Source organism: Companilactobacillus heilongjiangensis (assembly GCF_000831645.3).
In the GTDB taxonomy this organism is placed as follows: Bacteria; Bacillota; Bacilli; order Lactobacillales; family Lactobacillaceae; genus Companilactobacillus; species Companilactobacillus heilongjiangensis.
The window spans coordinates 2,327,740-2,349,814 of the sequence record NZ_CP012559.1; the positions used below are offsets into that span (position 1 = coordinate 2,327,740).

Annotated in this window: 17 protein-coding genes, 2 tRNA genes and 3 rRNA genes; 7 read left to right on the top strand and 15 right to left on the bottom strand. The window is 40.0% G+C overall.

Features of this window, described 5'->3' with window-relative positions:
* Nucleotides 1-921: 921 nt before the first annotated feature.
* Together JP39_RS10410 and JP39_RS10415 are read right to left on the bottom strand one after the other, a co-directional pair.
* Nucleotides 922-1,176 (bottom strand): hypothetical protein, encoded by a 255-nt coding sequence (locus tag JP39_RS10410; RefSeq protein WP_041501125.1) that lies wholly within the window; start codon nt 1,174-1,176, stop codon nt 922-924.
* A 270-nt stretch (nt 1,177-1,446) separates the two neighbouring features.
* Complete coding sequence (locus JP39_RS10415; RefSeq protein WP_041501124.1) at nt 1,447-1,941, bottom strand: hypothetical protein; 495 nt, start codon at nt 1,939-1,941, stop codon at nt 1,447-1,449.
* Nucleotides 1,942-2,694: 753 nt separating this feature from the next.
* Here JP39_RS10415 and JP39_RS10420 point away from each other — a divergent pair.
* The 5 genes from JP39_RS10420 to JP39_RS10440 all read left to right on the top strand — a co-directional run bounded on the left by JP39_RS10420 (nt 2,695) and on the right by JP39_RS10440 (nt 8,578).
* Nucleotides 2,695-3,711: an ABC transporter ATP-binding protein gene (locus JP39_RS10420; RefSeq protein ID WP_041501122.1), complete on the top strand. Its 1,017-nt coding sequence runs from the start codon at nt 2,695-2,697 to the stop codon at nt 3,709-3,711.
* Nucleotides 3,708-4,679, top strand: coding sequence for an ABC transporter ATP-binding protein (locus JP39_RS10425; protein ID WP_041501121.1), 972 nt, complete (start codon nt 3,708-3,710; stop codon nt 4,677-4,679). The genes JP39_RS10420 and JP39_RS10425 overlap by 4 nt, the downstream gene beginning before the upstream one ends.
* Entirely contained in the window at nt 4,679-5,638 is a 960-nt protein-coding gene (locus JP39_RS10430; RefSeq protein WP_041501120.1) for an ABC transporter permease, read from the top strand. The genes JP39_RS10425 and JP39_RS10430 overlap by 1 nt, the downstream gene beginning before the upstream one ends.
* Before the next feature lie 15 nt (nt 5,639-5,653).
* A complete protein-coding gene (locus tag JP39_RS10435) occupies nt 5,654-6,604 on the top strand; it encodes an ABC transporter permease (RefSeq protein ID WP_041501118.1) in 951 nt (316 codons plus the stop codon).
* Between the two features lie 162 nt (nt 6,605-6,766).
* Nucleotides 6,767-8,578 carry an oligopeptide ABC transporter substrate-binding protein gene (locus JP39_RS10440; RefSeq protein WP_041501117.1) on the top strand — a complete coding sequence of 604 codons (1,812 nt, stop codon included), beginning with the start codon at nt 6,767-6,769 and terminating at the stop codon, nt 8,576-8,578.
* Between the two features lie 393 nt (nt 8,579-8,971).
* Here JP39_RS10440 and JP39_RS10445 read toward each other — a convergent pair whose 3' ends face one another.
* Nucleotides 8,972-9,424, bottom strand: a complete 453-nt coding sequence (locus JP39_RS10445) for a flavodoxin (protein ID WP_041501116.1) — start codon at nt 9,422-9,424, stop codon at nt 8,972-8,974.
* A 438-nt stretch (nt 9,425-9,862) separates the two neighbouring features.
* Here JP39_RS10445 and JP39_RS10450 point away from each other — a divergent pair, with 438 nt between their 5' ends.
* Nucleotides 9,863-10,432 carry a sugar O-acetyltransferase gene (locus JP39_RS10450; RefSeq protein ID WP_041501114.1) on the top strand — a complete coding sequence of 190 codons (570 nt, stop codon included), beginning with the start codon at nt 9,863-9,865 and terminating at the stop codon, nt 10,430-10,432.
* A 60-nt stretch (nt 10,433-10,492) separates the two neighbouring features.
* Here the strand turns inward: JP39_RS10450 and JP39_RS10455 are convergent, their stop codons facing one another.
* The 12 genes from JP39_RS10455 to JP39_RS12890 form a co-directional block, all read right to left on the bottom strand.
* Nucleotides 10,493-11,101, bottom strand: coding sequence for an NAD(P)H-binding protein (locus JP39_RS10455; protein WP_041501113.1), 609 nt, complete (start codon nt 11,099-11,101; stop codon nt 10,493-10,495).
* Between the two features lie 353 nt (nt 11,102-11,454).
* On the bottom strand, nt 11,455-12,519 hold the full coding sequence (locus JP39_RS10460) for a baeRF8 domain-containing protein (RefSeq protein ID WP_041501110.1): 1,065 nt from the start codon (nt 12,517-12,519) through the stop codon (nt 11,455-11,457).
* A gap of 421 nt (nt 12,520-12,940) precedes the next feature.
* Nucleotides 12,941-13,786, bottom strand: coding sequence for an aldo/keto reductase (locus JP39_RS10465; protein ID WP_041501109.1), 846 nt, complete (start codon nt 13,784-13,786; stop codon nt 12,941-12,943).
* 60 nt (nt 13,787-13,846) lie between these two features.
* A complete protein-coding gene (locus JP39_RS10470; RefSeq protein ID WP_041501108.1) occupies nt 13,847-14,389 on the bottom strand; it encodes a GNAT family N-acetyltransferase in 543 nt (180 codons plus the stop codon).
* Between the two features lie 166 nt (nt 14,390-14,555).
* A 5S ribosomal RNA gene (rrf, locus tag JP39_RS10475) occupies nt 14,556-14,672 on the bottom strand.
* 84 nt (nt 14,673-14,756) lie between these two features.
* Nucleotides 14,757-17,674, bottom strand: a 23S ribosomal RNA gene (locus JP39_RS10480).
* A 110-nt stretch (nt 17,675-17,784) separates the two neighbouring features.
* Nucleotides 17,785-17,857, bottom strand: a tRNA-Ala gene (locus JP39_RS10485).
* Between the two features lie 24 nt (nt 17,858-17,881).
* Nucleotides 17,882-17,956, bottom strand: a tRNA-Ile gene (locus tag JP39_RS10490).
* Nucleotides 17,957-18,041: 85 nt separating this feature from the next.
* A 16S ribosomal RNA gene (locus JP39_RS10495) occupies nt 18,042-19,608 on the bottom strand.
* The 16S, 23S and 5S rRNA genes sit together here with 2 tRNA genes alongside, the layout of an rRNA operon.
* Before the next feature lie 653 nt (nt 19,609-20,261).
* Complete coding sequence (locus JP39_RS10500; protein ID WP_041500303.1) at nt 20,262-20,846, bottom strand: peptidylprolyl isomerase; 585 nt, start codon at nt 20,844-20,846, stop codon at nt 20,262-20,264.
* A gap of 37 nt (nt 20,847-20,883) precedes the next feature.
* Entirely contained in the window at nt 20,884-21,408 is a 525-nt protein-coding gene (locus tag JP39_RS10505; protein ID WP_041500302.1) for a GNAT family N-acetyltransferase, read from the bottom strand.
* 64 nt (nt 21,409-21,472) lie between these two features.
* Nucleotides 21,473-21,655, bottom strand: a complete 183-nt coding sequence (locus JP39_RS12890; protein WP_048699098.1) for a DUF3955 domain-containing protein — start codon at nt 21,653-21,655, stop codon at nt 21,473-21,475.
* A 159-nt stretch (nt 21,656-21,814) separates the two neighbouring features.
* Between JP39_RS12890 and JP39_RS10515 the strand changes: the two genes are divergently transcribed.
* A complete protein-coding gene (locus JP39_RS10515) occupies nt 21,815-22,069 on the top strand; it encodes a hypothetical protein (protein WP_041500300.1) in 255 nt (84 codons plus the stop codon).
* The last annotated feature ends 6 nt before the right edge of the window (nt 22,070-22,075 follow it).

Sequence of the window (22,075 nt, forward strand, 5' to 3'; positions counted from 1 at the left end):
ATTCTATATATAAATAAATGTTGTCCGTCTCCAGGGATAAGAATATTCACCTGCTATGCAGACCGATTCGAGCCACAGTACGGTCTCGAATCTCGGTTTGAAGCCTTACCAAAACCCGGTAAGTCTCCAAACACGCCCGGTGGTGTAACGGCTAAAGCCGTAACGCCACACCCACAGCTGGTGAATATTCTTATCCCTTCCGACTCATTTAAATGATTTCGTGGTTACTCAGACTGAATAAGCCTTAAATAAAACTTTTGTATCAAAACGGCTGAGTACAAAAACATTTGAATACTTCCACATTCAATTAATATCGATTATCTAGTCGGAAGAGCTGGGAAATATTTGTGTGCCGTGGTAGTGGTATAAGTATGGGAGGTATCTCCCATGCTTATACCACCGGACGTGTTTGGAGCCTTGACGAACTGTGTCAAGGCTTCAAACCGAGGTTCGAGACCGTACTTTGGCTCGGACCGTTCCGCACAGCTTGAGAATATTTTCCAGCTCTGGAGACGGAATACTTAACTTACAACAAAAAAAGCACACCACCAAGTTAAGTGATGTGCTCCATTAAATTACTTATTCTGTTTTAAAAAGATAAAAAAATCCTCAATTATTTAATTTACTCATCACCAAACTAAGCCTACTTGACTAAAAATAAAATTCATTTCATCAGCCAGTAATACTCAACAAAAGACAAATAACCTAGCCTTCGGGTGACAGTGATGGAGCCAGCAGTGGGAAGTGTCGTTAGGACGAGCGAATTTCCCGTTCTTACAACACTAGGACGGCTTTTGAGACTTGCTGGTTTTGCAAGGCTCAAAATCGAGGCCCGAGACCGCACTTCGGCTCGGACCGGTCCCCACAGCAGGCTGCTATCATTGTCACCCGAAGGCGGAATATTAAAAAAAACAAAAATTTTTATCTTCTGTTATTGTTAGTCTTCAAATTATTCAAAATCAATTCTTGAAGTTCTTTCAAATCGACTCCATATAAATCTGATAATACAAATAACAATTCACCATCAATGATCTTGTTTTTGTCAGTTTCAATAGCACTCAAAACTGAAGTTGATGTTGAGAAGTTGTAATCACTTTTTACAGTATCAACTACCTGTTGCAAGGTTAGTTCTTTAAAAAATCTCTTAGTACGTAAATATCTTCCAATCGTCATCATACGTTAAATACTACCTATACCTTTCATATTATGAAATATTAGTTTAAAATACGACTTTTTCCAAAAATATTCTTGGAAATTTTGTAATTATAGCTATTTATAAGGATACCAATAATTCCTTAGAGAAACCTTAAAATAGAAAAAATAATCAAAATATTCTTGGATTAAATGCATTTATTATTATAGTCTTTTAGTAGTCCAACACTCCAGAATTTAATACTAATATTGTTTAATTTAAACAAAAATAACGTTAACTTCGATGAATTAACGTTATTTTTGTTGATTAATATCCTGTTGTAACTGATTCAACTGACCATTGCTCGAAAGCTTCTGATACTGCTGATACGCTTGATACCAGTTACCAGAGCTAATGGCCGAACGTAAACCTGAATAGGCATCATTTGAGAAAATCTCTTGAGCGGCTGTTTGTGATTGAGTTTTTGACAATGACGACGAATTCTCAATTAAATTAGCAGCCTGTTCCTGATTGCTGGCAGCTGACATAATTTGCGACATTTTTTTCTTACCCAAGACCGATGCAGCTCGGTCGATCTTTTTGTCTTTACTTGGATCACCAGTTTTCTTAGATTTGACTTTTTTAACAAGCTCCGACTTAACAACCTTATCGCTAGCCGTGTCATTGCCCGTAGCATTACGGATCATATTATTCAATGGAAAGAAAAATATCACGCACAATGCCAAAATTACTACAATCGAAACCAGTGTAATAATTAACGGTTTCTTACTACCTTTACGATGACGCATATAATCACCCTTCTTCTATCGATATCTTACCACTCTATTAAATTAACCAATTCAAATATAAAAGTTGCTGTAACAATTTCTTCTATATAGATTAGGATTAGTTTGAATTTTTTAATGCACAACAAATCGGAAGAGCTGAGAATATTCACCAGCTGTGGTTGTGGCGTTATTGCTTTAACAATTACACCACCGGGCGAGTTTGGATACTTGCCGAACTGTGGCAAGGATTCAAACCGAGGTTCGAGACCGCACTACGGCTCGAACCGGTCCGCATAGCAGGTGAATATTCTCAGCTCTGGAGATGGAACAAAAACCAATATTTCAATAGTATGTCTGAACAATAATTTTAGTGCAATTGTTTTAACCAACTAAGTTTTTGTAAAATATATAAATTTTAATTTTTATTAATATAAGAGAGGTATCTGAAGCCATATTTCATGATATTTCCCTTTTTTTGACTCCAATTTAACCTGACCAAGGGACAATTATTAGAAAAAAATATCCCTTAAAACGGCAATGGTACCCCTTTCAACCCCCTCTAGCCATTTATTTCAAGCCAAAAGGCCTAAAATAAGACAAATTGTATTTTTATTAATCTTTTTAATATTTCTTTAATAATCAGGGTTGTAAATTAGATTTAAATTAATTATAATCAAAATCAATTATTACATCTCAATTCAAACGACTGTGTGTAGACCACTGAAAAGTGGTTAGGGAGAATAAGAGATAAATTAAAAACCGGGAGGGGATTTCTTGGGGTCTAATTCAGAATTTTTAAATATTAAAGACGTCAGCACTGCTTTTAAGATTAAAGGAAAATATTACGATGCTATTTCCCATATTAATTTGGAAGTACACCATGATGAAATTCTTGCCATTGTCGGTGAGTCAGGTTGTGGTAAAAGTACTTTAGCTACGACCATCATGGGACTGCACGATCCGTCAGAAACAAAAATCACTGGGAAAGTTGATTTTGAAGGTACCGACCTATTACAACTTGACGAAAATGGCTACAACCAATTCCGTGGCGCTAAAATCGGTATGATTTTCCAAGATCCACTTTCTGCATTGAATCCATTAAAAAGAATTGAAGATCAAATCAGTGAAGTTATGAATTATCATACTAAATTCACTGCTGAACAAAAGCATCAAAGAGTTTTGGAATTGTTGGACCAAGTTGGTATCGTCAATCCTAAACGGACGGCTCATCAATTTCCACATGAGTTATCTGGTGGTATGAGACAACGTGTTATCATCGCCATTGCCATCGCCTGCAAGCCAGATTTAATCATCGCTGACGAACCAACCACTGCTTTGGACGTAACTATCCAAGCTCAGATTCTAGATGTTCTCCGTGATATTCAAAAAGAAAATCACGCCGGAATCATCTTAATCACCCACGATTTAGGAGTTGTTGCTGAAACGGCTGACCGTGTTGCTGTTATGTACGCCGGTCAAATCGTTGAAGAAGGCTCAGCCGAACAAATCTTCGACCAACCAAAACATCCCTACACTCGTTCACTATTAAGATCAATGCCTCAACTTGATAAAGAAAATGATGACTTATACGTCATTAAAGGTAATGTTCCTTCATTACAAAAGATGCCTACTGATGGTGATCGTTTTGCACCAAGAATTCCTTGGTTGCCAGATGATGCTCACGAAGCTGAACCAAGTATGCATGAAGTTGACGACGGTCATATCGTTCGTTGTACATGTTACAAATCGTTCACCTTTCCTGATGAACAACAAGGGGGTGCAACAGCATGAGTTTAGTTGAAATTAAAGACTTAAAAGTTCACTACCCCATCCGCTCTGGCTTCTGGAATCGTATTACTGATTCAGTTAAAGCCGTCGACGGTATCAGTTTCAACATTGAAGCTGGTGAAACATATGGTCTAGTTGGTGAATCTGGTTCTGGTAAATCAACCACTGGTAAATCAGTCGTTGGTCTCGAAAAGGTCACTAGCGGATCAGTTATGTATAAAGGAAAAGATATTACTAAAAAGTCTAATCGTAAGAGTCTTGATTACAATCACGACGTTCAAATGATTTTCCAAGATTCACTTTCCAGTTTAAATCCTCGAAAGAGAATTGAAGATATCATCGCTGAACCACTTCGTAATTTCGAACACCTAAGTAAAGATGAAGAAAAATTACGTGTTTTACAATTACTCGATATCGTTGGACTTGATGCTGATGCTTTATATAAGTATCCTCACCAATTCTCCGGTGGTCAAAGACAACGTATCGGTGTTGCTAGAGCCGTTGCCACTAATCCAAAATTGATTATCGCTGACGAACCTGTTTCCGCTTTGGACTTATCAGTTCAAGCACAAGTTCTTAACTTTATGAAAAAGATTCAACGTGAATTTGGTATTTCTTACCTATTTATTTCTCACGATTTGGGTGTTGTCAGACATATGTGTAACAACATCGCCATCATGAACCGTGGACGTTTAGTTGAAATTGGTACTAGAGATGATATTTATAATCACCCAATGCACATTTATACTAAACGACTTTTAGCCGCTATTCCTGAAACAAACGTTAGTCAACGTGCTGAACATCGTGCTCAACGTTTGGCAGTCGAAGAAGTTTATCGTGAACAACAAGATAAATATTATGACAAAGATGGTCAAGCTTATCCACTAGTTCAAATTACACCAACTCATTCAGTCGCATTACCTGAGGATTTGGTTGAACAACTCAAGCATGAAGGCGAGGTGCAAGCATAATGTGGAAAACAATTCTCCGTCGTATCTTAATTATGATTCCTGAAGTTATTATTCTTAGTATTTTAGTTTTCCTATTAGCTAAAGCGATGCCTGGTGATCCGTTCACAGGTTCCATCAACCCTAGATCTGACCCAGCTCAAATCCATCACTTGATGAAACTCAACGGTCTATATGATCCTTGGTATCAACAATATTGGAACTGGGTTGTTCACTTGTTCCATGGAAACTTAGGAAATAGTTATCAATATCAAGAACCTGTAACTCGTTTGATTGGTAGCCGTGCTGTTAATACTCTTTGGTTAGCATTATTCACAACTATTTTGACATATTGCTTTGCTTTACCAATGGGTATGTTCGCTGCTAAGCATGAAGGTAAATTACCTGATTCAATTATCAGAGTTTACACATACGTTACTTACTGTATTCCATTCTTCGTTATCTTAGTTATCGGTGTTTGGATTTTCGGTTACGTGCTTGGCTGGTTCCCAACAACTGGTTCAATTTCATCAACGGCAAATCCGGGAATACAAACAATTGGATCCCGTTTCTACCATATTCTATTACCTGGTATCTTGGGTGCATTATTCGGAACCGTCAACGTCGTTCAATACCTTCGTTCAGAAGTTATCGATGCTAAACGTTCTGACTATGTTAGAACAGCTCGTTCAAAAGGTGTTCCTTCAAAAGATATCTACAGACATCATATTTTTAGAAATTCACTCTTACCAATTGCAGCCTTTGCAGGTTACTCAATTACCGGATTGTTAAACGGTTCCCTATTTACCGAAACCGTCTTCTCATATCCAGGTATGGGACTACTCTTCATTAACTCAATTAGTTACCGTGATTACACTGTTATCACCGCATTAGTTTTAATTTACGGAATTTTGAATCTACTAGGTACCTTACTTTCAGATATCATCCTAAGTATCGTCGATCCTAGAATTCGTATTCAATAAGGGGGCCGTTAAATTATGGAAGAAAATTTAAACAGACATTCACGTATTTCAGCGGCTGATCTTGAGAGGCTTTCTAAAGAAGCCCAACAAGAAGCAACTCCAAGTTCTGCCAAAATTATTTGGAGCGAATTCAAGGCCGACAAGCCAGCTATGGTTGCGCTAGTTATCGTTGTAGCTTTCATCTTATTCGTTATGATTGCTTCACTATTTATCGACACACCGAAGATGATGGAAACAAACATCATGAATTACAATACTGCACCTGGTACTAATGGTTTCATACTTGGAGCTGATACTGGTGGACGTTCGATTGCACAACAATTGATCGTTGGTTCTAGAAATTCAATTGGTATTGCCATTGGATTGACAATTATTTCATCAACTTTTGGTATTTGCTGGGGACTCGTCTCCGGTTACTTCAACGGTTACATCGACTGGGGTATGCAACGTGTGTATGACTTCATGATGATGCTACCTATGACTATGATGATCATCGTTTTAGTTACAATCATCAGAAATTACAACGCTGTTACTTTAACCTTAATTTTTTCAATCTTTTACTGGGAAGGTACTTCACGTTTGATTCGTTCTCGTACCCTTTCTGAATCAGAAAAAGATTACGTTGCTGCTGCCAAAACTTCTGGTACTAGCAATTTCAAGATTATCTTTAAAGAAATCATGCCTAACATTTCATCCCTAATTATCGTTGATACAACATTATCTTTCGCCGAAAATATCGGGGTTGAAACGGGTCTTTCATACTTGGGATTTGGACTTCCAATTCATACACCATCACTTGGTACTTTGATTGCTAACGCCAATGATCCTAACAACATCACCCAATACTGGTGGACATGGTTGCCAGCCGCGCTCTTAATCATCATTTTATGTTTATCAATCAGTTACATCGGACAAGTTGTTCGTCGTTCTGCTGATGCTTCTCAACGTCAAGGCGCCGAAGCTTAATATTTGTAAAATCATACCTAACAATTGAAAGAAGTGATGCCTACATCATTACAAAAGCATCTTCCAGTTCTCTTTCTTTATTACACAACCAAATCATCTTTCAACAAGTGGTTTTGGTAAAAAATATTTAGGGTTTAAAAAATTTCCAAGGGGGAAATATATATGGTTAAAACAAAAACAAAGCTAGCCTCAGTTGCAATCACTTTTCTAGCAGCCCTCACACTAGCTGGATGTTCTAACAATAGCAGCTCAGAAAGCTCCGATGCAGCTGTTAAACTTTCAACAGCCTATAACAACAAAGCTGCTACAAATAAAAATGCTACTAAGAACGGTACTTTGAAGTTAGCTATCGTTAATAACGCTCCATTCCAAGGTATCACCGATCCTATTCTTGCTTCTAACGCTGAAGATGCTGAGGCCTTTGCACCCGGTGGTCAAAACAATTTGTTCAACGTTGACAAGAACTACAAGATCATCGATGGTGGACTTGCTAATCAAAAACTTGACCGTAAAGCTAAAACTGCCACAATTACAATCCGTAAGGATGCTAAGTGGTCAAACGGCTCACCTGTTACTGCTAAAGACGTTGAATACGCTTATGAAGTTTTAGGTAACAAAGAAACTACCTCACAACAATATTCATCTGACTTCGAAGATATCGAAGGTATGACTGAATATCACAAGGGTAAGGCTGATACTATCTCAGGTATCACATTCCCAGACGGTGAAACTGGTAAAGTTGCTGTCATCCACTTCAAGCAAATGGCTCCAAGTATGAAGTTCTCTGGTAACTCATACATCTGGGGTTCAATTGAACCTTACGAATACATCAAAGATGTTCCTATCGCTAAATTGGCTTCTTCAGAACAAATCCGTAAGAACCCTATCTTTGTCGGACCTTACAAGTTGGATAAAGTCGTTGAAGGTGAATCAACATCATGGTCACCAAACAAGTTCTACTACGGAAAGAAAGCCCAAATCGGTCACATTACTTTGAACGTTGTTTCAATGAATAATATCGACAAAGCTCTTCAATCTAAGAAGTACGATACAGTTGCTCCATCAGTTGCTGGTGCACTTGGTGGTACTGACTACAAGAACTTGAAGAACCTTAAAGGATACTCAAAAGTTGGACAACCTGCTTTAGGTTACAGTTACTTTGCCTTTAACTTAGGTCACTACGATACTAAGACTGGTAAGAACGTTGCTGATCCAAACAAGAAGATGGCTAACAAGAGTCTTCGTCAAGCTATGATGTATGCTCTAAACGTTGACCAAGTTTCAAAGAAATTTGGTAATGGTATCAAGTGGCGTGCTAATACTTTGCTCCCACCAGTATTTAACAAGTACTACGACAAGTCTGCTAAGGGTTACCCACTAAACATCAAGAAAGCTAACAAGTTACTTGATGATGCTGGTTACAAGAAACGTAACGGTAGCAAGTGGCGTTCAGATCCAAAGGGTAAGAAACTCGTTATCTACTTCGGTGCTATGACAAGTAGTGCTACTACAGAAGCTACATACCAAGATTATCTACAACAATGGCACAAGGTTGGTTTGGACGTTAAATACACTAGCGGCAAGCCAGTTGAAATGAACAGTTTCTACGATACTCTTCAAAAGCCAGAACAAAACAAGATGGATATCTGGTTAGGTGCATGGTCATTATCATCAGAACCATCACAATCACAATTGTACGGTGATACTGCTGCATTCAACATGGGTCACTTTACAACTGCTAAGAATACTAAGTTGATCAACCAAATGAATGATAATGGTGCTTGGAACGATAAGACACGTGCTAAGACATTCAAAGAATGGCAAGAATACATGAACAACCAAGCTGGTGTTGTCGGTGAACAATTTAACTACGCATGGCAACCAGTTAACAACCGTGTTAAAGGATTCGATCTTAGCCCTGCTAACGATGAATTCTACAGTAACCTTACATTGACTTCTTCGAAGTTGAAGTAGTCAATGGGCTCCGTTATTCATAATCAATTGGCTGTTCTCCCATATTACACACACATAAAAAAATAGCTAATTGGTTGTTTTAAAACCTCAGAAAAAGCTGAAACACTTGGATAATTCCCGATCCAAGCTGCTTCAGCTTTTTTGTTGTTTTTATAATTTGAATTCTTTAGTTCCTGCCGCCGGAAGGTGCAAGATAGTCCCCTGCTGTGTGACCGGTGCGAGCCAAGGTCTCGCGCCTCGATTTTGAGCTTCGCATAGACCGCGAATCTCAAAATACGTCAGTGGAGTAAGGACTAGAGTCCTAACACCACTTGCACTGCTGGTGGACTATCTTGCACCTTCCGGCTCTTGTATTCAATTATTGTTTGTTTTGTGTATTATTACTTACCATTACTATTTATCGCTTAAAAAGGCCTTTAATTGGGTATCATTATTATCATACCTAAAGCCCTCAGTCACCTTACTATTAGCCGCTACCTTTCTTACATCTGGCATCGATTCGGCAACTGATGAACTGCCACTTGTTATGAATGGAACAACTGTCTTTTCACTGAAATCATACTTCTCAAATAATGTATGGAATAGCATTGGCATCTTGCCGTTCCATGTTGGATAGCCTAGATAAATCGTGTCATAATTTGCCAAATCTGGAATCTCAGTTTTTAAAGCTGGATGAATTTGGTCTTCGAATTCCTTTTGGGCAACCGGAACGTAATTGCTGTACCCTTCTGGATATGATGTAACTGGTTGTAAACGAACGATGTCTGCGTCGGTGATTTCTTGAATCTTTTCAGCAGCTTTTTTTGTATTATTTGATAGTGAAAAATAGATGATTAATTTCTTCATAGATGTACTCTCCTCATTTTGATACTTAACAATTTAAAACCCGTTTCCATATTATTGAACAGCAACAAATTATCTAATGATTAAAAGATATCGTCGCTGAGAACATACCCAGTTAATTTGATTAGTTATCTAATTATTATAAAGATAATTTAGTTGGAAGAGCTGAGAGTATTCATCCGCAGCGAAAGTGGCGTTAGAGCTTTAGCTCTTACACCACCGGGCGTGTTGGAGACTTACCGGGTTTTGGTAAGGCTTCAACCGAGGTCCGAGACCGCTCTTTGGCTCGGACCGTTCCGCGCAGCAGATGAATGCTCTCAGCTCTGGAAACGGCATTCTATATACCCCAAAGTTTAGACCTTAAAGTACACTTCAAAGCAAGCATTTTGTCGTTGTGCTATCCTTAATATATGTCTATTTTGAGGAGAGATTAATTTAAAAATGAATATTGAAGAAGATTCATCGTACCAGCAAATGATCAATGGGGAGTTATACCTAGAGTCAAAGGACTTAGCTGCCTTACGTGATGACGTTCGTGTTAAATTGATGGACTACAATCGTATTGCCAACAATGACGAACGTAACAGCAAGATCAAGAGTTTGATGAAATCGGTCGGCGATAGATTCTTTGTTGAACCAACGATTTACTTTAGCTACGGAGTTAACATTACGATTGGTAACCATTTCTACGCTAACCACGATGTAATGCTCTGTGACGAAGGTAAAATCACTATCGGTAATGATGTTAAGTTTGGACCTAAAGTCGGTCTCTACACTCCACAGCACCCATTGGACCCATCGGTTCGTCGGACTGAAGCTGAAAGAGTTTCACCTATTACTATCGGTAATGACGTTTGGGTCGGCGGTGGCGCAAGCATCTTACCAGGTGTCACTTTGGGAAATAATGTCATCGTTGGTGCCGGATCTGTCATTACACATTCATTCCCTGACAACGTTATTGTTGTTGGAAATCCTGCTCGTATTCTTAGAGAAAATAAACCCGAAAAATAAAGTTAATACAAAAATGGAGCTACTAATTATGATTAGCAACTCCATTTTTTTGTAGAATTTTTATGCCTTACGACTAATAGCTAAACTATCGTGTGAACCTAGCTTTCCGTTATGTGCTAGGCGAACTACAAGGTCAGCTACACTGCTGCTGGCAACTGTATCTGTTTTAGACAAACCACCTTTGCGGACGATTTCATAATTATCGACATCTTGTCCATTATCTAACCAAGTTGGGCGAACGACCGTGTAATTTAAATCTGAAGCAGCAATTGCGTAAACTACTTGTTGATATGGTGCCAAAATTTCACCATCGTTCAAATTACCTGACGCACCGTTTGTAGTTGGTACTTCATTGTAAAGTCCCATTGATGTTAAGAATATGAAGCGTCTGACTCCCTCTTTGTCCATTGCATCAATAATCTTTTGAATCAACAGCTCTTCATTGCTATCGAGTGATACTAATACCACGTCAACGCCTTTCATAGCGCTATCCAAAATTTCTTCATCAATAATGTCTCCTTGAAATACACGTTCACGTTTTTCATCGATTGTTAAAAGTCCTGTGTAGCGTGCCATCAAAGTAATATTATCATCAGTTTTGTCCAAGAAAAATTTCGTCGCTTTTTGCCCCATTAAGCTTGTTGCGCCAATAATTAATACATTTGCCATTTACTCTACCTCCGATTGTTTTACCTCTCTGTTACACGTCTATCCTAAACCTTTCTTGGAAATCTTGCTGGAATCAACAAAATAAGCCGATAATCTTTTTTTCGATTATCGGCTTATTTGTGGTTGTATGGTTGCACTACTTGGTTGGAAAATTTGATGAATGGTTTTGGTTCTATACTGCTGTGGCTCTAAAACGAGCTATACAGGCTCGCTCTGCTCTCTACCTTGAAACGAGCTACGACAGGGCAACTCCTTCCGCTTTTCACAACTAAGCAAATCGCCCGCTAAGTTCGGCGTGCAATTCACTTAGTTATGAAAATGCTCGGGAGCTGACCGCCCTGTCTCCGCTCTCTCTAATACAATATAGCATTCATACTAGGATAACTATTGTCGCCTGGTGTATATAGAACTCGACAATTGATTTTATTGATCAAGGATTTAATCAGTAATTTATTATGCTCTACTGAATATGAACTTCCATCGTTAAACGAAACTAATGATTTAACATCCCGATTGTTTAAAGCAAGGTCAATAATACTCAAGTCATTGATAACTCTATTCTTTTCCCCGGCGGCTTTGACATTATTCTTTACTTGTTCCACTTCAGCAATTCTTTCAAAAGCGAAGTAATCATTTACTCTTTCGGCTAACTCTGCACGGGACAGATTCATGACTGATCCATGCATGATTCCACCGATATAAGGACTATTCTTGTACGACTTCAAATATACATCTAATGTTTCTGACAAACCTGCTAACACAAATGTATAGCCTTTTGTCCGGTTTAAATTCGTTAACTCTTTATCTAAATATTGGTAATAGATACTTTGATCTTTTTGTTGCTCTTCAGATTTAGTACGGTGTCCGTGATACGTTGCTGTCAGACCTCCATATGAACCAGAATTCACATTGGAATTAGCGTCAAAGTCTGAATAGTAGTCGGAAAATCTCGTGTGCAGGTCAGGTAATTCGACTTCTTTCAAACTATTAATATCAATAACGTTAACGCGGTCACGACTGATATTTAGCAAGTAATCTGGTCTCTTAACATTCTCTTCGGGTAGCAAGAGATCTTGAATCAAGAAAGTATTTCCAACATGTTCTTTGGCTAAAACTGTATGTTCCATGGCTCTGATTTCCATGTTATCATTGTTGGCAAAAATCAATAAGGCTCTTTTATCTGAGTTCCATAATTTTCTATCAAGGATCAGGGATTCGAGATTTTTTACTGCGTTATTCCATTCCCGACGTGGATAATTTAGTTCTAGGTCTTTTTTGACATCCTTCAAAAGATTTTTGTAGGCAAGTAAGTTAGTTTCTGCCTGAGGAGTTTCCGGATGAATCGGTAAGATAATGCTGATTTTTGGTTCGTTATCGGATGTTAAAAGCTTCATTAGGTTATCGTTTTTTAATTTCATAGTTCATCTCCTTATCTAAAATCTTATCGTTATCATTAGTATATTGTAATATTATCATGATGTAGTCAATTTGTCTAACATTTTAATAATTATTTTGATAAAAAAATACGATAGTCTTTTTAAGACTACCGTAACTACTACTCTTCTATTTGATTACAAAGGTCACTTATGATTGATCCATCAAATAGTAAAAGTGGATTCATATAGAACATACAAAAAATAAATTAGTTGGAAGAGCTGAGAGTATTTATCCGCAGCGAAAGTGGTGTTATGGCTTTAGCCATTACACCACCGGACGTGTTGGAGACTTTCCGGTTTTTGGAAAGGCTTCAACCGAGGTCCGAGACCGCCTTTTGGCTCGGGCCGTTCCGCGCAGCAGATGAATACTCTCAGCTCTGGAAACGGCTCACTTACTTAAATTTTACCCTTGTGTAGAATTGTGAGAATGCTCTGGAGCAGTATCAGGCATTGCGTTCAATGTCTTCATGTCATCAGCACTAATCTCAAAGTCCAACTTAGTATTAGCAACAATATGTTCCTTGTGAACAGCCTTTGGTAATGGCAAAACATCATTTTGGATAACAAATTGAATAGCTAGTTGAGGAACGCTGACATGATACTTTTCAGCAATCTTCAAGACATCTTCGTTGTGGATCAAGCCACCTGTAGCAAGTGGTGAGTATGCCTCAACCAAAATATCATTCTTTTTAGCAAATGAAGTAATCTTTGGTTCTGTATAACCAATGTAGTATTGAATTTGGTCAACCATTGGCTTAACAGTTGCTGTCTTCATTACATTTTCCAAATCATGTACGTTAAAGTTTGAAACACCAATAGCCTTAACACGGCCAGATTTGTAAATTTCTTCCATAGCGCGCCATACATCAAGATTTTGCTTGTCATAATTAGCACCAATTTCACTCCAAGGCCATGGAGCGTGAACCAAATAAAGATCCAAATAATCTAAATCAAGATTTTTCATAGTTGTTTCAAAGTCAGCTAGAGCACCGTCATAAGACTTTGTTTGAGCAGGTAGTTTAGAAGTAATGAACAAGTCCTCACGTTTAACACCAGAGTCCTTAATACCTTGTCCAACTTCTTTTTCATTGCCATAAACAAGTGCAGTATCAACATGTCTGTAACCTGTTTCGATAGCGTCAGAAACAGCTTGTCTTGCTTGGTTAGCGGGAATTTGCCATGTACCAAATGCTACCTTGGGAATCTTAACACCATTATAAATATCAAATGTATCAGTTAATTTTGTCATATAAATGCTCCCTTCATCATTAAGAATGATACTCCTTAGAGTTAACTCTAGGTCAAACATTTAATCCAATTTATTAAAAGAAATTACTTTTTCCATTTTTTCTAAACGTGGATTTAATGTTTTCTGCATCCAGACAATATCGAGCCACCGATTAAACTTGAAACCAACCTTTTTAAAGGTTCCGACTTTCTCATAACCACATTTCTCATGAAATTTAACACTATTCGTATTTTCCTCAGTAATGCATGCCATCAAGTTGACGACACCCTGTCTTTTTAAAGTATTTTCCAAATATTGATACAATGTTGTCCCCACACCATGACCCTCATATTCACGTTCTACGTAGATACTAGTTTCAACCGTCCAAGCATATGCGGCACGAGGTTTATAGGCGTGAGCGTAAGCATATCCACGAATTTTGTTATTATCATCAACTGCTACTAAATAAGGAAAGTTTTCTAAAATATTATGAATCCGTTTCTTGAAATCTTCTACAGTTGGAATAACATCTTCAAAAGTAATTGTCGTATTAAGAATGTATGGCGCATAAATATCTAACAATTCTTGCACATCATTTTCGGTTGCCTGTCTAATCTTAATCATTCTTGATTCCCTCTTGGTAAAAGATTTAATAACTGAATATTATAGGCTTTTTGGTAATTTTTGGCACAAAAAATACCGTTTATGATCCCGAAGGGAGATAAACGGTATTTCTAAGTATTCGAAGATACGAAAAAAGGAACTGACCTAAGTCAATTCCTTTATATTAGCGTGGCAGCTCCCTATCCTCGCGGGTAGTTTCCCACCAACTACTTTCGGCGCGGAGAAGCTTAACTTCTGTGTTCGGCATGGGAACAGGTGTATCCTTCTCACTATCGCCACCACACTATTTTCGCTCGTACCCTGAAAACTAGATATTAAGAACAATGAATTAAATCATGAATCACTTCGAACTGCTGTAAACTCTTACTCGATTAAGTCCTCGATCTATTAGTACTGCTCAGCTCCATGTATCGCTACACTTCCACCCGCAGCCTATCTACGTCATAATCTCTAACGGATCTTACTTCCATAAAGGAATGGGAAATCTCATCTCGAGGGGGGCTTCACACTTAGATGCTTTCAGCGTTTATCCCTTCCATACGTAGCTACCCAGCGATGCGCCTGGCGGCACAACTGGTACACCAGAGGTATGTCCATCCCGGTCCTCTCGTACTAAGGACAGCTCCTCTCAAATTTCCTACGCCCGCGACGGATAGGGACCGAACTGTCTCACGACGTTCTGAACCCAGCTCGCGTACCGCTTTAATGGGCGAACAGCCCAACCCTTGGGACCGACTACAGCCCCAGGATGCGATGAGCCGACATCGAGGTGCCAAACCTCCCCGTCGATGTGAACTCTTGGGGGAGATAAGCCTGTTATCCCCAGGGTAGCTTTTATCCGTTGAGCGATGGCCCTTCCATATGGTACCACCGGATCACTAACTCCGACTTTCGTCCCTGCTCGACTTGTCAGTCTCGCAGTCAAGCTCGCTTATACGTTTACACTCTGCGAATGATTTCCAACCATTCTGAGCGAACCTTTGAGCGCCTCCGTTACATTTTAGGAGGCGACCGCCCCAGTCAAACTGCCCACCAGACACTGTCCCCCACCGCGCTGAGCGGCGTGGGTTAGAGTTTTCATATAACAAGGGTAGTATCCCACCAATGCCTCCTTCGAAACTAGCGTTCCGAAATCAACGGCTCCTACCTATCCTGTACATGTCACACAAAAACTCAATATCAAGCTACAGTAAAGCTCCATGGGGTCTTTCCGTCCTGTCGCGGGTAACCCGCATCTTCACGGGTATTATAATTTCACCGAGTCTCTCGTTGAGACAGTGCCCAAATCATTACGCCTTTCGTGCGGGTCGGAACTTACCCGACAAGGAATTTCGCTACCTTAGGACCGTTATAGTTACGGCCGCCGTTTACTGGGGCTTCAATTCTCAGCTTCGCAAAAGCTAACTGATCCTCTTAACCTTCCAGCACCGGGCAGGCGTCAGCCCATATACGTCATCTTACGATTTAGCATAGACCTGTGTTTTTGATAAACAGTTGTTTGGGCCTATTCACTGCGGCTGGCTGTTACACCAGCACCCCTTCTCCCGAAGTTACGGGGTCATTTTGCCGAGTTCCTTAACGAGAGTTCACTCGCTGACCTTAGGATACTCTCCTCGACTACCTGTGTCGGTTTGCGGTACGGGTAGTTTATTTCTAACTAGGAACTTTTCTCGGCAGTGTGAGTTACTGTGCTTCGCTACTAAAATTTCACTCCCCATCATAACTTGTCCTTAAAGGTAAAAGCATTTGACTCTTACCAAGACTTGCTATTTGGACGCGCATATCCATCAGCGCGCACACATCATCCTCCTGCGTCCTTCCATCGTTCAAACAAAATAAACTAGTACGGGAATATCAACCCGTTATCCATCGATTACACCTCTCGGTCTCATCTTAGGCCCCGACTAACCCTGGGAGGACGAGCCTTCCCCAGGAAACCTTAGTCTTTCGGCCGACCAGATTCTCACTGGTCTTTCGTTACTCATACCGGCATTCTCACTTCTAAGAACTCCACTGCTCCTCACGGTACAGCTTCAATGCTCTTACAACGCTCTCCTACCACGTGTCTTACGACACATCCACAGTTTCGGTATCATGCTTAGCCCCGGTACATTTTCGGCGCAGAATCACTCGACTAGTGAGCTATTACGCACTCTTTGAATGAATGGCTGCTTCTGAGCCAACATCCTAGTTGTCTATGCGTTTCCACATCCTTTTCCACTTAGCATGAATTTTGGGACCTTAACTGGTGATCTGGGCTGTTTCCCTTTCGACGGTGGATCTTATCACTCATCGTCTGACTCCCGGGTATAGATTGATGGTATTCGGAGTTTATCTGAATTCAGTAACCCAAGACGGGCCCCTAGTCCAAACAGTGCTCTACCTCCATAATCCTAATCCCCGAGGCTAACCCTAAAGCTATTTCGGAGAGAACCAGCTATCTCCAAGTTCGTTTGGAATTTCACCGCTACCCACAACTCATCCCAGCATTTTTCAACATACACGGGTTCGGTCCTCCAATGCGTTTTACCGCATCTTCAACCTGGTCATGGGTAGGTCACTTGGTTTCGGGTCTACATCAACATACTAAATCGCCCTATTCAGACTCGCTTTCGCTACGGCTCCGACTTTTCATCTTAACCTTGCATGTTAACGTAACTCGCCGGTTCATTCTACAAAAGGCACGCCATCACCCATTAACGGGCTCTGACTACTTGTAGGCACACGGTTTCAGGATCTATTTCACTCCCCTTCCGGGGTACTTTTCACCTTTCCCTCACGGTACTGGTTCACTATCGATCACTAGGGAGTATTTAGCCTTGGGAGATGGTCCTCCCAGATTCCGACGGAGTTTCTCGTGTTCCGCCGTACTCAGGATACTGAATGGAGTGGGTCAGATTTCGTTTACGAGGCTTTCACTCTCTTTGGCCAAGCTTTCCAACTTGTTCAACTATCATTACCTTTTGTTCTCACAACATCAGTCCTACAACCCTAAAGAGCAAGCTCTTTAGTTTGGGCTATTCCCGTTTCGCTCGCCGCTACTCAGGGAATCGAATTTTCTTTCTCTTCCTGCAACTACTTAGATGTTTCAGTTCATTGCGTGTTCCTCTTGATTGCTATGTATTCACAAACAAGTAAATATCCATTACGATATTTGGGTTCCCCCATTCGGAAATCCCCGGATCAAAGCTTACTTACAGCTCCCCGAGGCGTATCGTCGTTAGTTACGTCCTTCATCGGCTCCTAGTGTCTAGGCATCCACCGTGCGCCCTTTATAACTTAATCTTGACAAAATATGAAATTAATCATTTTTATCGCGCAGTTTTCGGTGTTTCTTTAATTCATTATTTCTTAATATCCAGTTTTCAAGGTACGAACATTGGCATTTCTGCCAATGGAGGCTAACGGGATCGAACCGATGACCTCCTGCTTGCAAAGCAGGTGCTCTCCCAGCTGAGCTAAGCCCCCATATGGTACTTATTAATATGAGAATGGGCCTAAATGGACTTGAACCATCGACCTCACGCTTATCAGGCGTGCGCTCTAAACCAGCTGAGCTATAGGCCCGAAAAACGCCCGGTAGGCCTCTCAAAACTAAACAAAGTTTTAACAATTGTGTATTTCCGTTGATGCTTACGCATCATATCCTTAGAAAGGAGGTGATCCAGCCGCAGGTTCTCCTACGGCTACCTTGTTACGACTTCACCCTAATCATTTGTCCCACCTTAGACGGCTAGCTCCCCGAAGGGTTACCCCACCGGCTTTGGGTGTTACAAACTCTCATGGTGTGACGGGCGGTGTGTACAAGGCCCGGGAACGTATTCACCGCGGCATGCTGATCCGCGATTACTAGCGATTCCAGCTTCATGTAGGCGAGTTGCAGCCTACAATCCGAACTGAGATCGGTTTTAAGTGATTTGCTTGCCCTCGCGAGTTCGCAGCACGTTGTACCGACCATTGTAGCACGTGTGTAGCCCAGGTCATAAGGGGCATGATGATTTGACGTCGTCCCCACCTTCCTCCGGTTTGTCACCGGCAGTCTCACCAGAGTGCCCAACTGAATGCTGGCAACTGATAATAAGGGTTGCGCTCGTTGCGGGACTTAACCCAACATCTCACGACACGAGCTGACGACAACCATGCACCACCTGTATCCATGTCCCCGAAGGGAAAGACTAATCTCTTAGCTTTTCATGGTATGTCAAGACCTGGTAAGGTTCTTCGCGTTGCTTCGAATTAAACCACATGCTCCACCGCTTGTGCGGGCCCCCGTCAATTCCTTTGAGTTTCAATCTTGCGATCGTACTCCCCAGGCGGAGTGCTTAATGCGTTAGCTGCAGCACTGAAGGGCGGAAACCCTCCAACACTTAGCACTCATCGTTTACGGCATGGACTACCAGGGTATCTAATCCTGTTTGCTACCCATGCTTTCGAATCTCAGCGTCAGTTACAGACCAGAAAGCCGCCTTCGCCACTGGTGTTCTTCCATATATCTACGCATTCCACCGCTACACATGGAGTTCCACTTTCCTCTTCTGCACTCAAGTTTACCAGTTTTCGAAGCACTTCCTCGGTTGAGCCGAGGGCTTTCACTTCAAACTTAATAAACCGCCTACATTCTCTTTACGCCCAATAAATCCGGACAACGCTTGCCACCTACGTATTACCGCGGCTGCTGGCACGTAGTTAGCCGTGGCTTTCTGGTTGAATACCGTCAGTACGTGAACAGTTACTCTCACGCATGTTCTTCTTCAACAACAGAGTTTTACGATCCGAAAACCTTCTTCACTCACGCGGCATTGCTCCATCAGGCTTTCGCCCATTGTGGAAGATTCCCTACTGCTGCCTCCCGTAGGAGTTTGGGCCGTGTCTCAGTCCCAATGTGGCCGATTACCCTCTCAGGTCGGCTACGTATCATTGCCTTGGTGAGCCTTTACCTCACCAACTAGCTAATACGCCGCGGGTCCATCCAAAAGCGATAGCAGAGCCATCTTTTAAACTACGATCATGTGAAAGTAGTTGTTATGCGGTATTAGCACTTGTTTCCAAATGTTATCCCCCACTTTTGGGCAGGTTACCCACGTGTTACTCACCCGTCCGCCACTCACTTAGATCCGATTCATGAAGCAAGCTTCAATCATCGGGAAAGTTCGTTCGACTTGCATGTATTAGGCATGCCGCCAGCGTTCGTCCTGAGCCAGGATCAAACTCTCATATTAAAAGTTTGTGACTCAATAAAAATATTAAATACTAGCGAATTGACTTCGTTGTAAATCCAACAAATAAATGTTGGCCTACACAATTTTAGTGTTAAAACTTTGTTCAGTTTTCAAAGGTCTACCAGCTGATTAAGCGCTTACGCTCATCAGCGACTTAATTATTTTATCAAGCTGACAAATGAATGTCAAGAGCTTTTTAAAATAATTTTTCTAACAATCTATCAAGCAAATGATAAATTGTTAGGAGTTATCTAACAGACAACTTAATTATCATATCGAAGTTACAAGACCAAGTCAAGAACTTTTTTAAAATAATTAAAGGCGAATGAGATAAGCAATTAAGCTTGAATCCGTTGACGCCGTTGTCATCTGTCGCAACAACAAGATATATATTACCGTTAAAGATAAACCGATGCAAGTACTTTTTATGATTTTTTTCAATTTATTTTACACAATTGAATCATAAACAAGTTTCTTCCTATTAAGTAGCTAAAAACAAATCACTTATAAATATCCGGTTCAACTTTATTGACTAATACTATATCACGTTTTTTCAGCAATGGAAGTCCGAATTGTACAAGTTTGATCAGAATTTAGGTAACAAAAAAAGACTAGCTTGAGGTTAACATCCCTCTTATCTAGTCTTTATATACTTAATCTGTGATTTCAACACTTTCCATAACGATATCTTCTTTAGGCTTATCATTTCCATCACGTTTAGCACGAGCAATTTCACGGACAACATCCATTCCATCAATTACTTGGCCAAAGACAGTGTGTCTGTGATCCAACCATGGAGTTCCACCATTCTTATAAGCTGCAATGATTTCTTGAGGATAACCAGCTCCGGCCATTTCCTTAATCATACGCTTAGGCACATTTTGGTTAGATACGATGAAGAATTGACTACCATTAGTATTAGGACCAGCGTTAGCCATTGATAGTGCACCGTCCAAGTTGAACAATTGATCAGTAAACTCATCTTCAAAGCTATCGCCGTAAATACTTTCACCAGCCATACCAGTACCAGTTGGATCGCCACCTTGAATCATGAAATCAGGGATTACACGATGGAAGATAATTCCGTTGTAATAACCTTTCTTAGCTAATTCAACAAAGTTCTTAACTGTCTTAGGTACTAGTTCATCAAACAATTGAATCTTAATTATTCCATGATTAGTATTGATTGTTGCCACACTACCTGTAGCATTTTCTAAATCTAATTGTGGGTATGTCATTTTTAGTTTCCCTTCTATATGTACAATTAACGTTAAACTACTTTACCATACTTAATTCATAAGCCAAACGTTTACCATCGATTGCATCTGGAACATAAATAATTCCAGTATATTCAAAACCGAATTCTTGAGCTAAATGTTGCATGCGTTTATTGAGTTTATGTGTATCAATTCGCATGTGACGAATGCCTTGGGCATATGTATCACTGATTAAATTAGAGAAAAAGAATTTGCTCAACTTCATACCACGATATTTAGCAGAAATAGCAATTCGATGAATTGTAGCATATTGATCAGTTGTATCTTGCCAAGCTCCTTCAATTTTACTGTAGTTAGGGTCATCCGTTGTCATCAAAGTAGCAGTTCCGGCAACATCTCCATCAACTATTAAAACTCTAGCAAATCCTTTGGCAATATCATCAAGCAATAAATCTCTATCCGGATGTCCATCTTGCCATTGTGTACTACCATCAGCTTTTAAAAGTGCTTTAGCCTCGTTAATCACTTCCATAATTGCATCAATATCGGAAGCTTCGGCTTTTCTCATATAAACTAGTGCCATTAATTAACCTTCTTTACTTTGCTTTTTCTCTAAGATACACCTATTTTAAAATAATTTGGATAATTTATTTGGCAAATTTGCGCTGATACCAGTGAATTAGACCACTGACGAATCCTATTATGATAAATAAGCAGCCAAATGGTATTAAGAAAAATGGTTCATGTAAAATTCCATTACTGTCAACGGTTGATCCAATCATTTCAAACAATACAAAACATCCAATGCTCAAAACTAATGAAATAAACATAACATTCCTCGGTACACCGGCTTTTGTTATCTGTCTTCACCTCATTATCATTTACCATCAATATATCAGGTTTATCTGAGTTTACAATCCGTACAATAGTATTGTTATCCCTTGAAAAATGTTGTATTTTATTGCTCCAGAGGATTTGAGGGAGAAAAAATGTTAATAACAGAAAACATTCAAGAATATACTTTAGGTCAAGATAGACCTACTTTAGACATCACTATTACCGGCAACAGTGATATCGATTATTCACACGATGATTTAAAAATTGCCGCTGCTATCAAATTGATTGAATCATGCGACAACTTGAATTTCACTCTATTAACCGGTGAACACGAACTTTACAAAGATTTATCCGACCGCCTATATGTGGCCGTTGAGGATTTCGTACCGGGAAGTTATATGAAATAGTTTAGT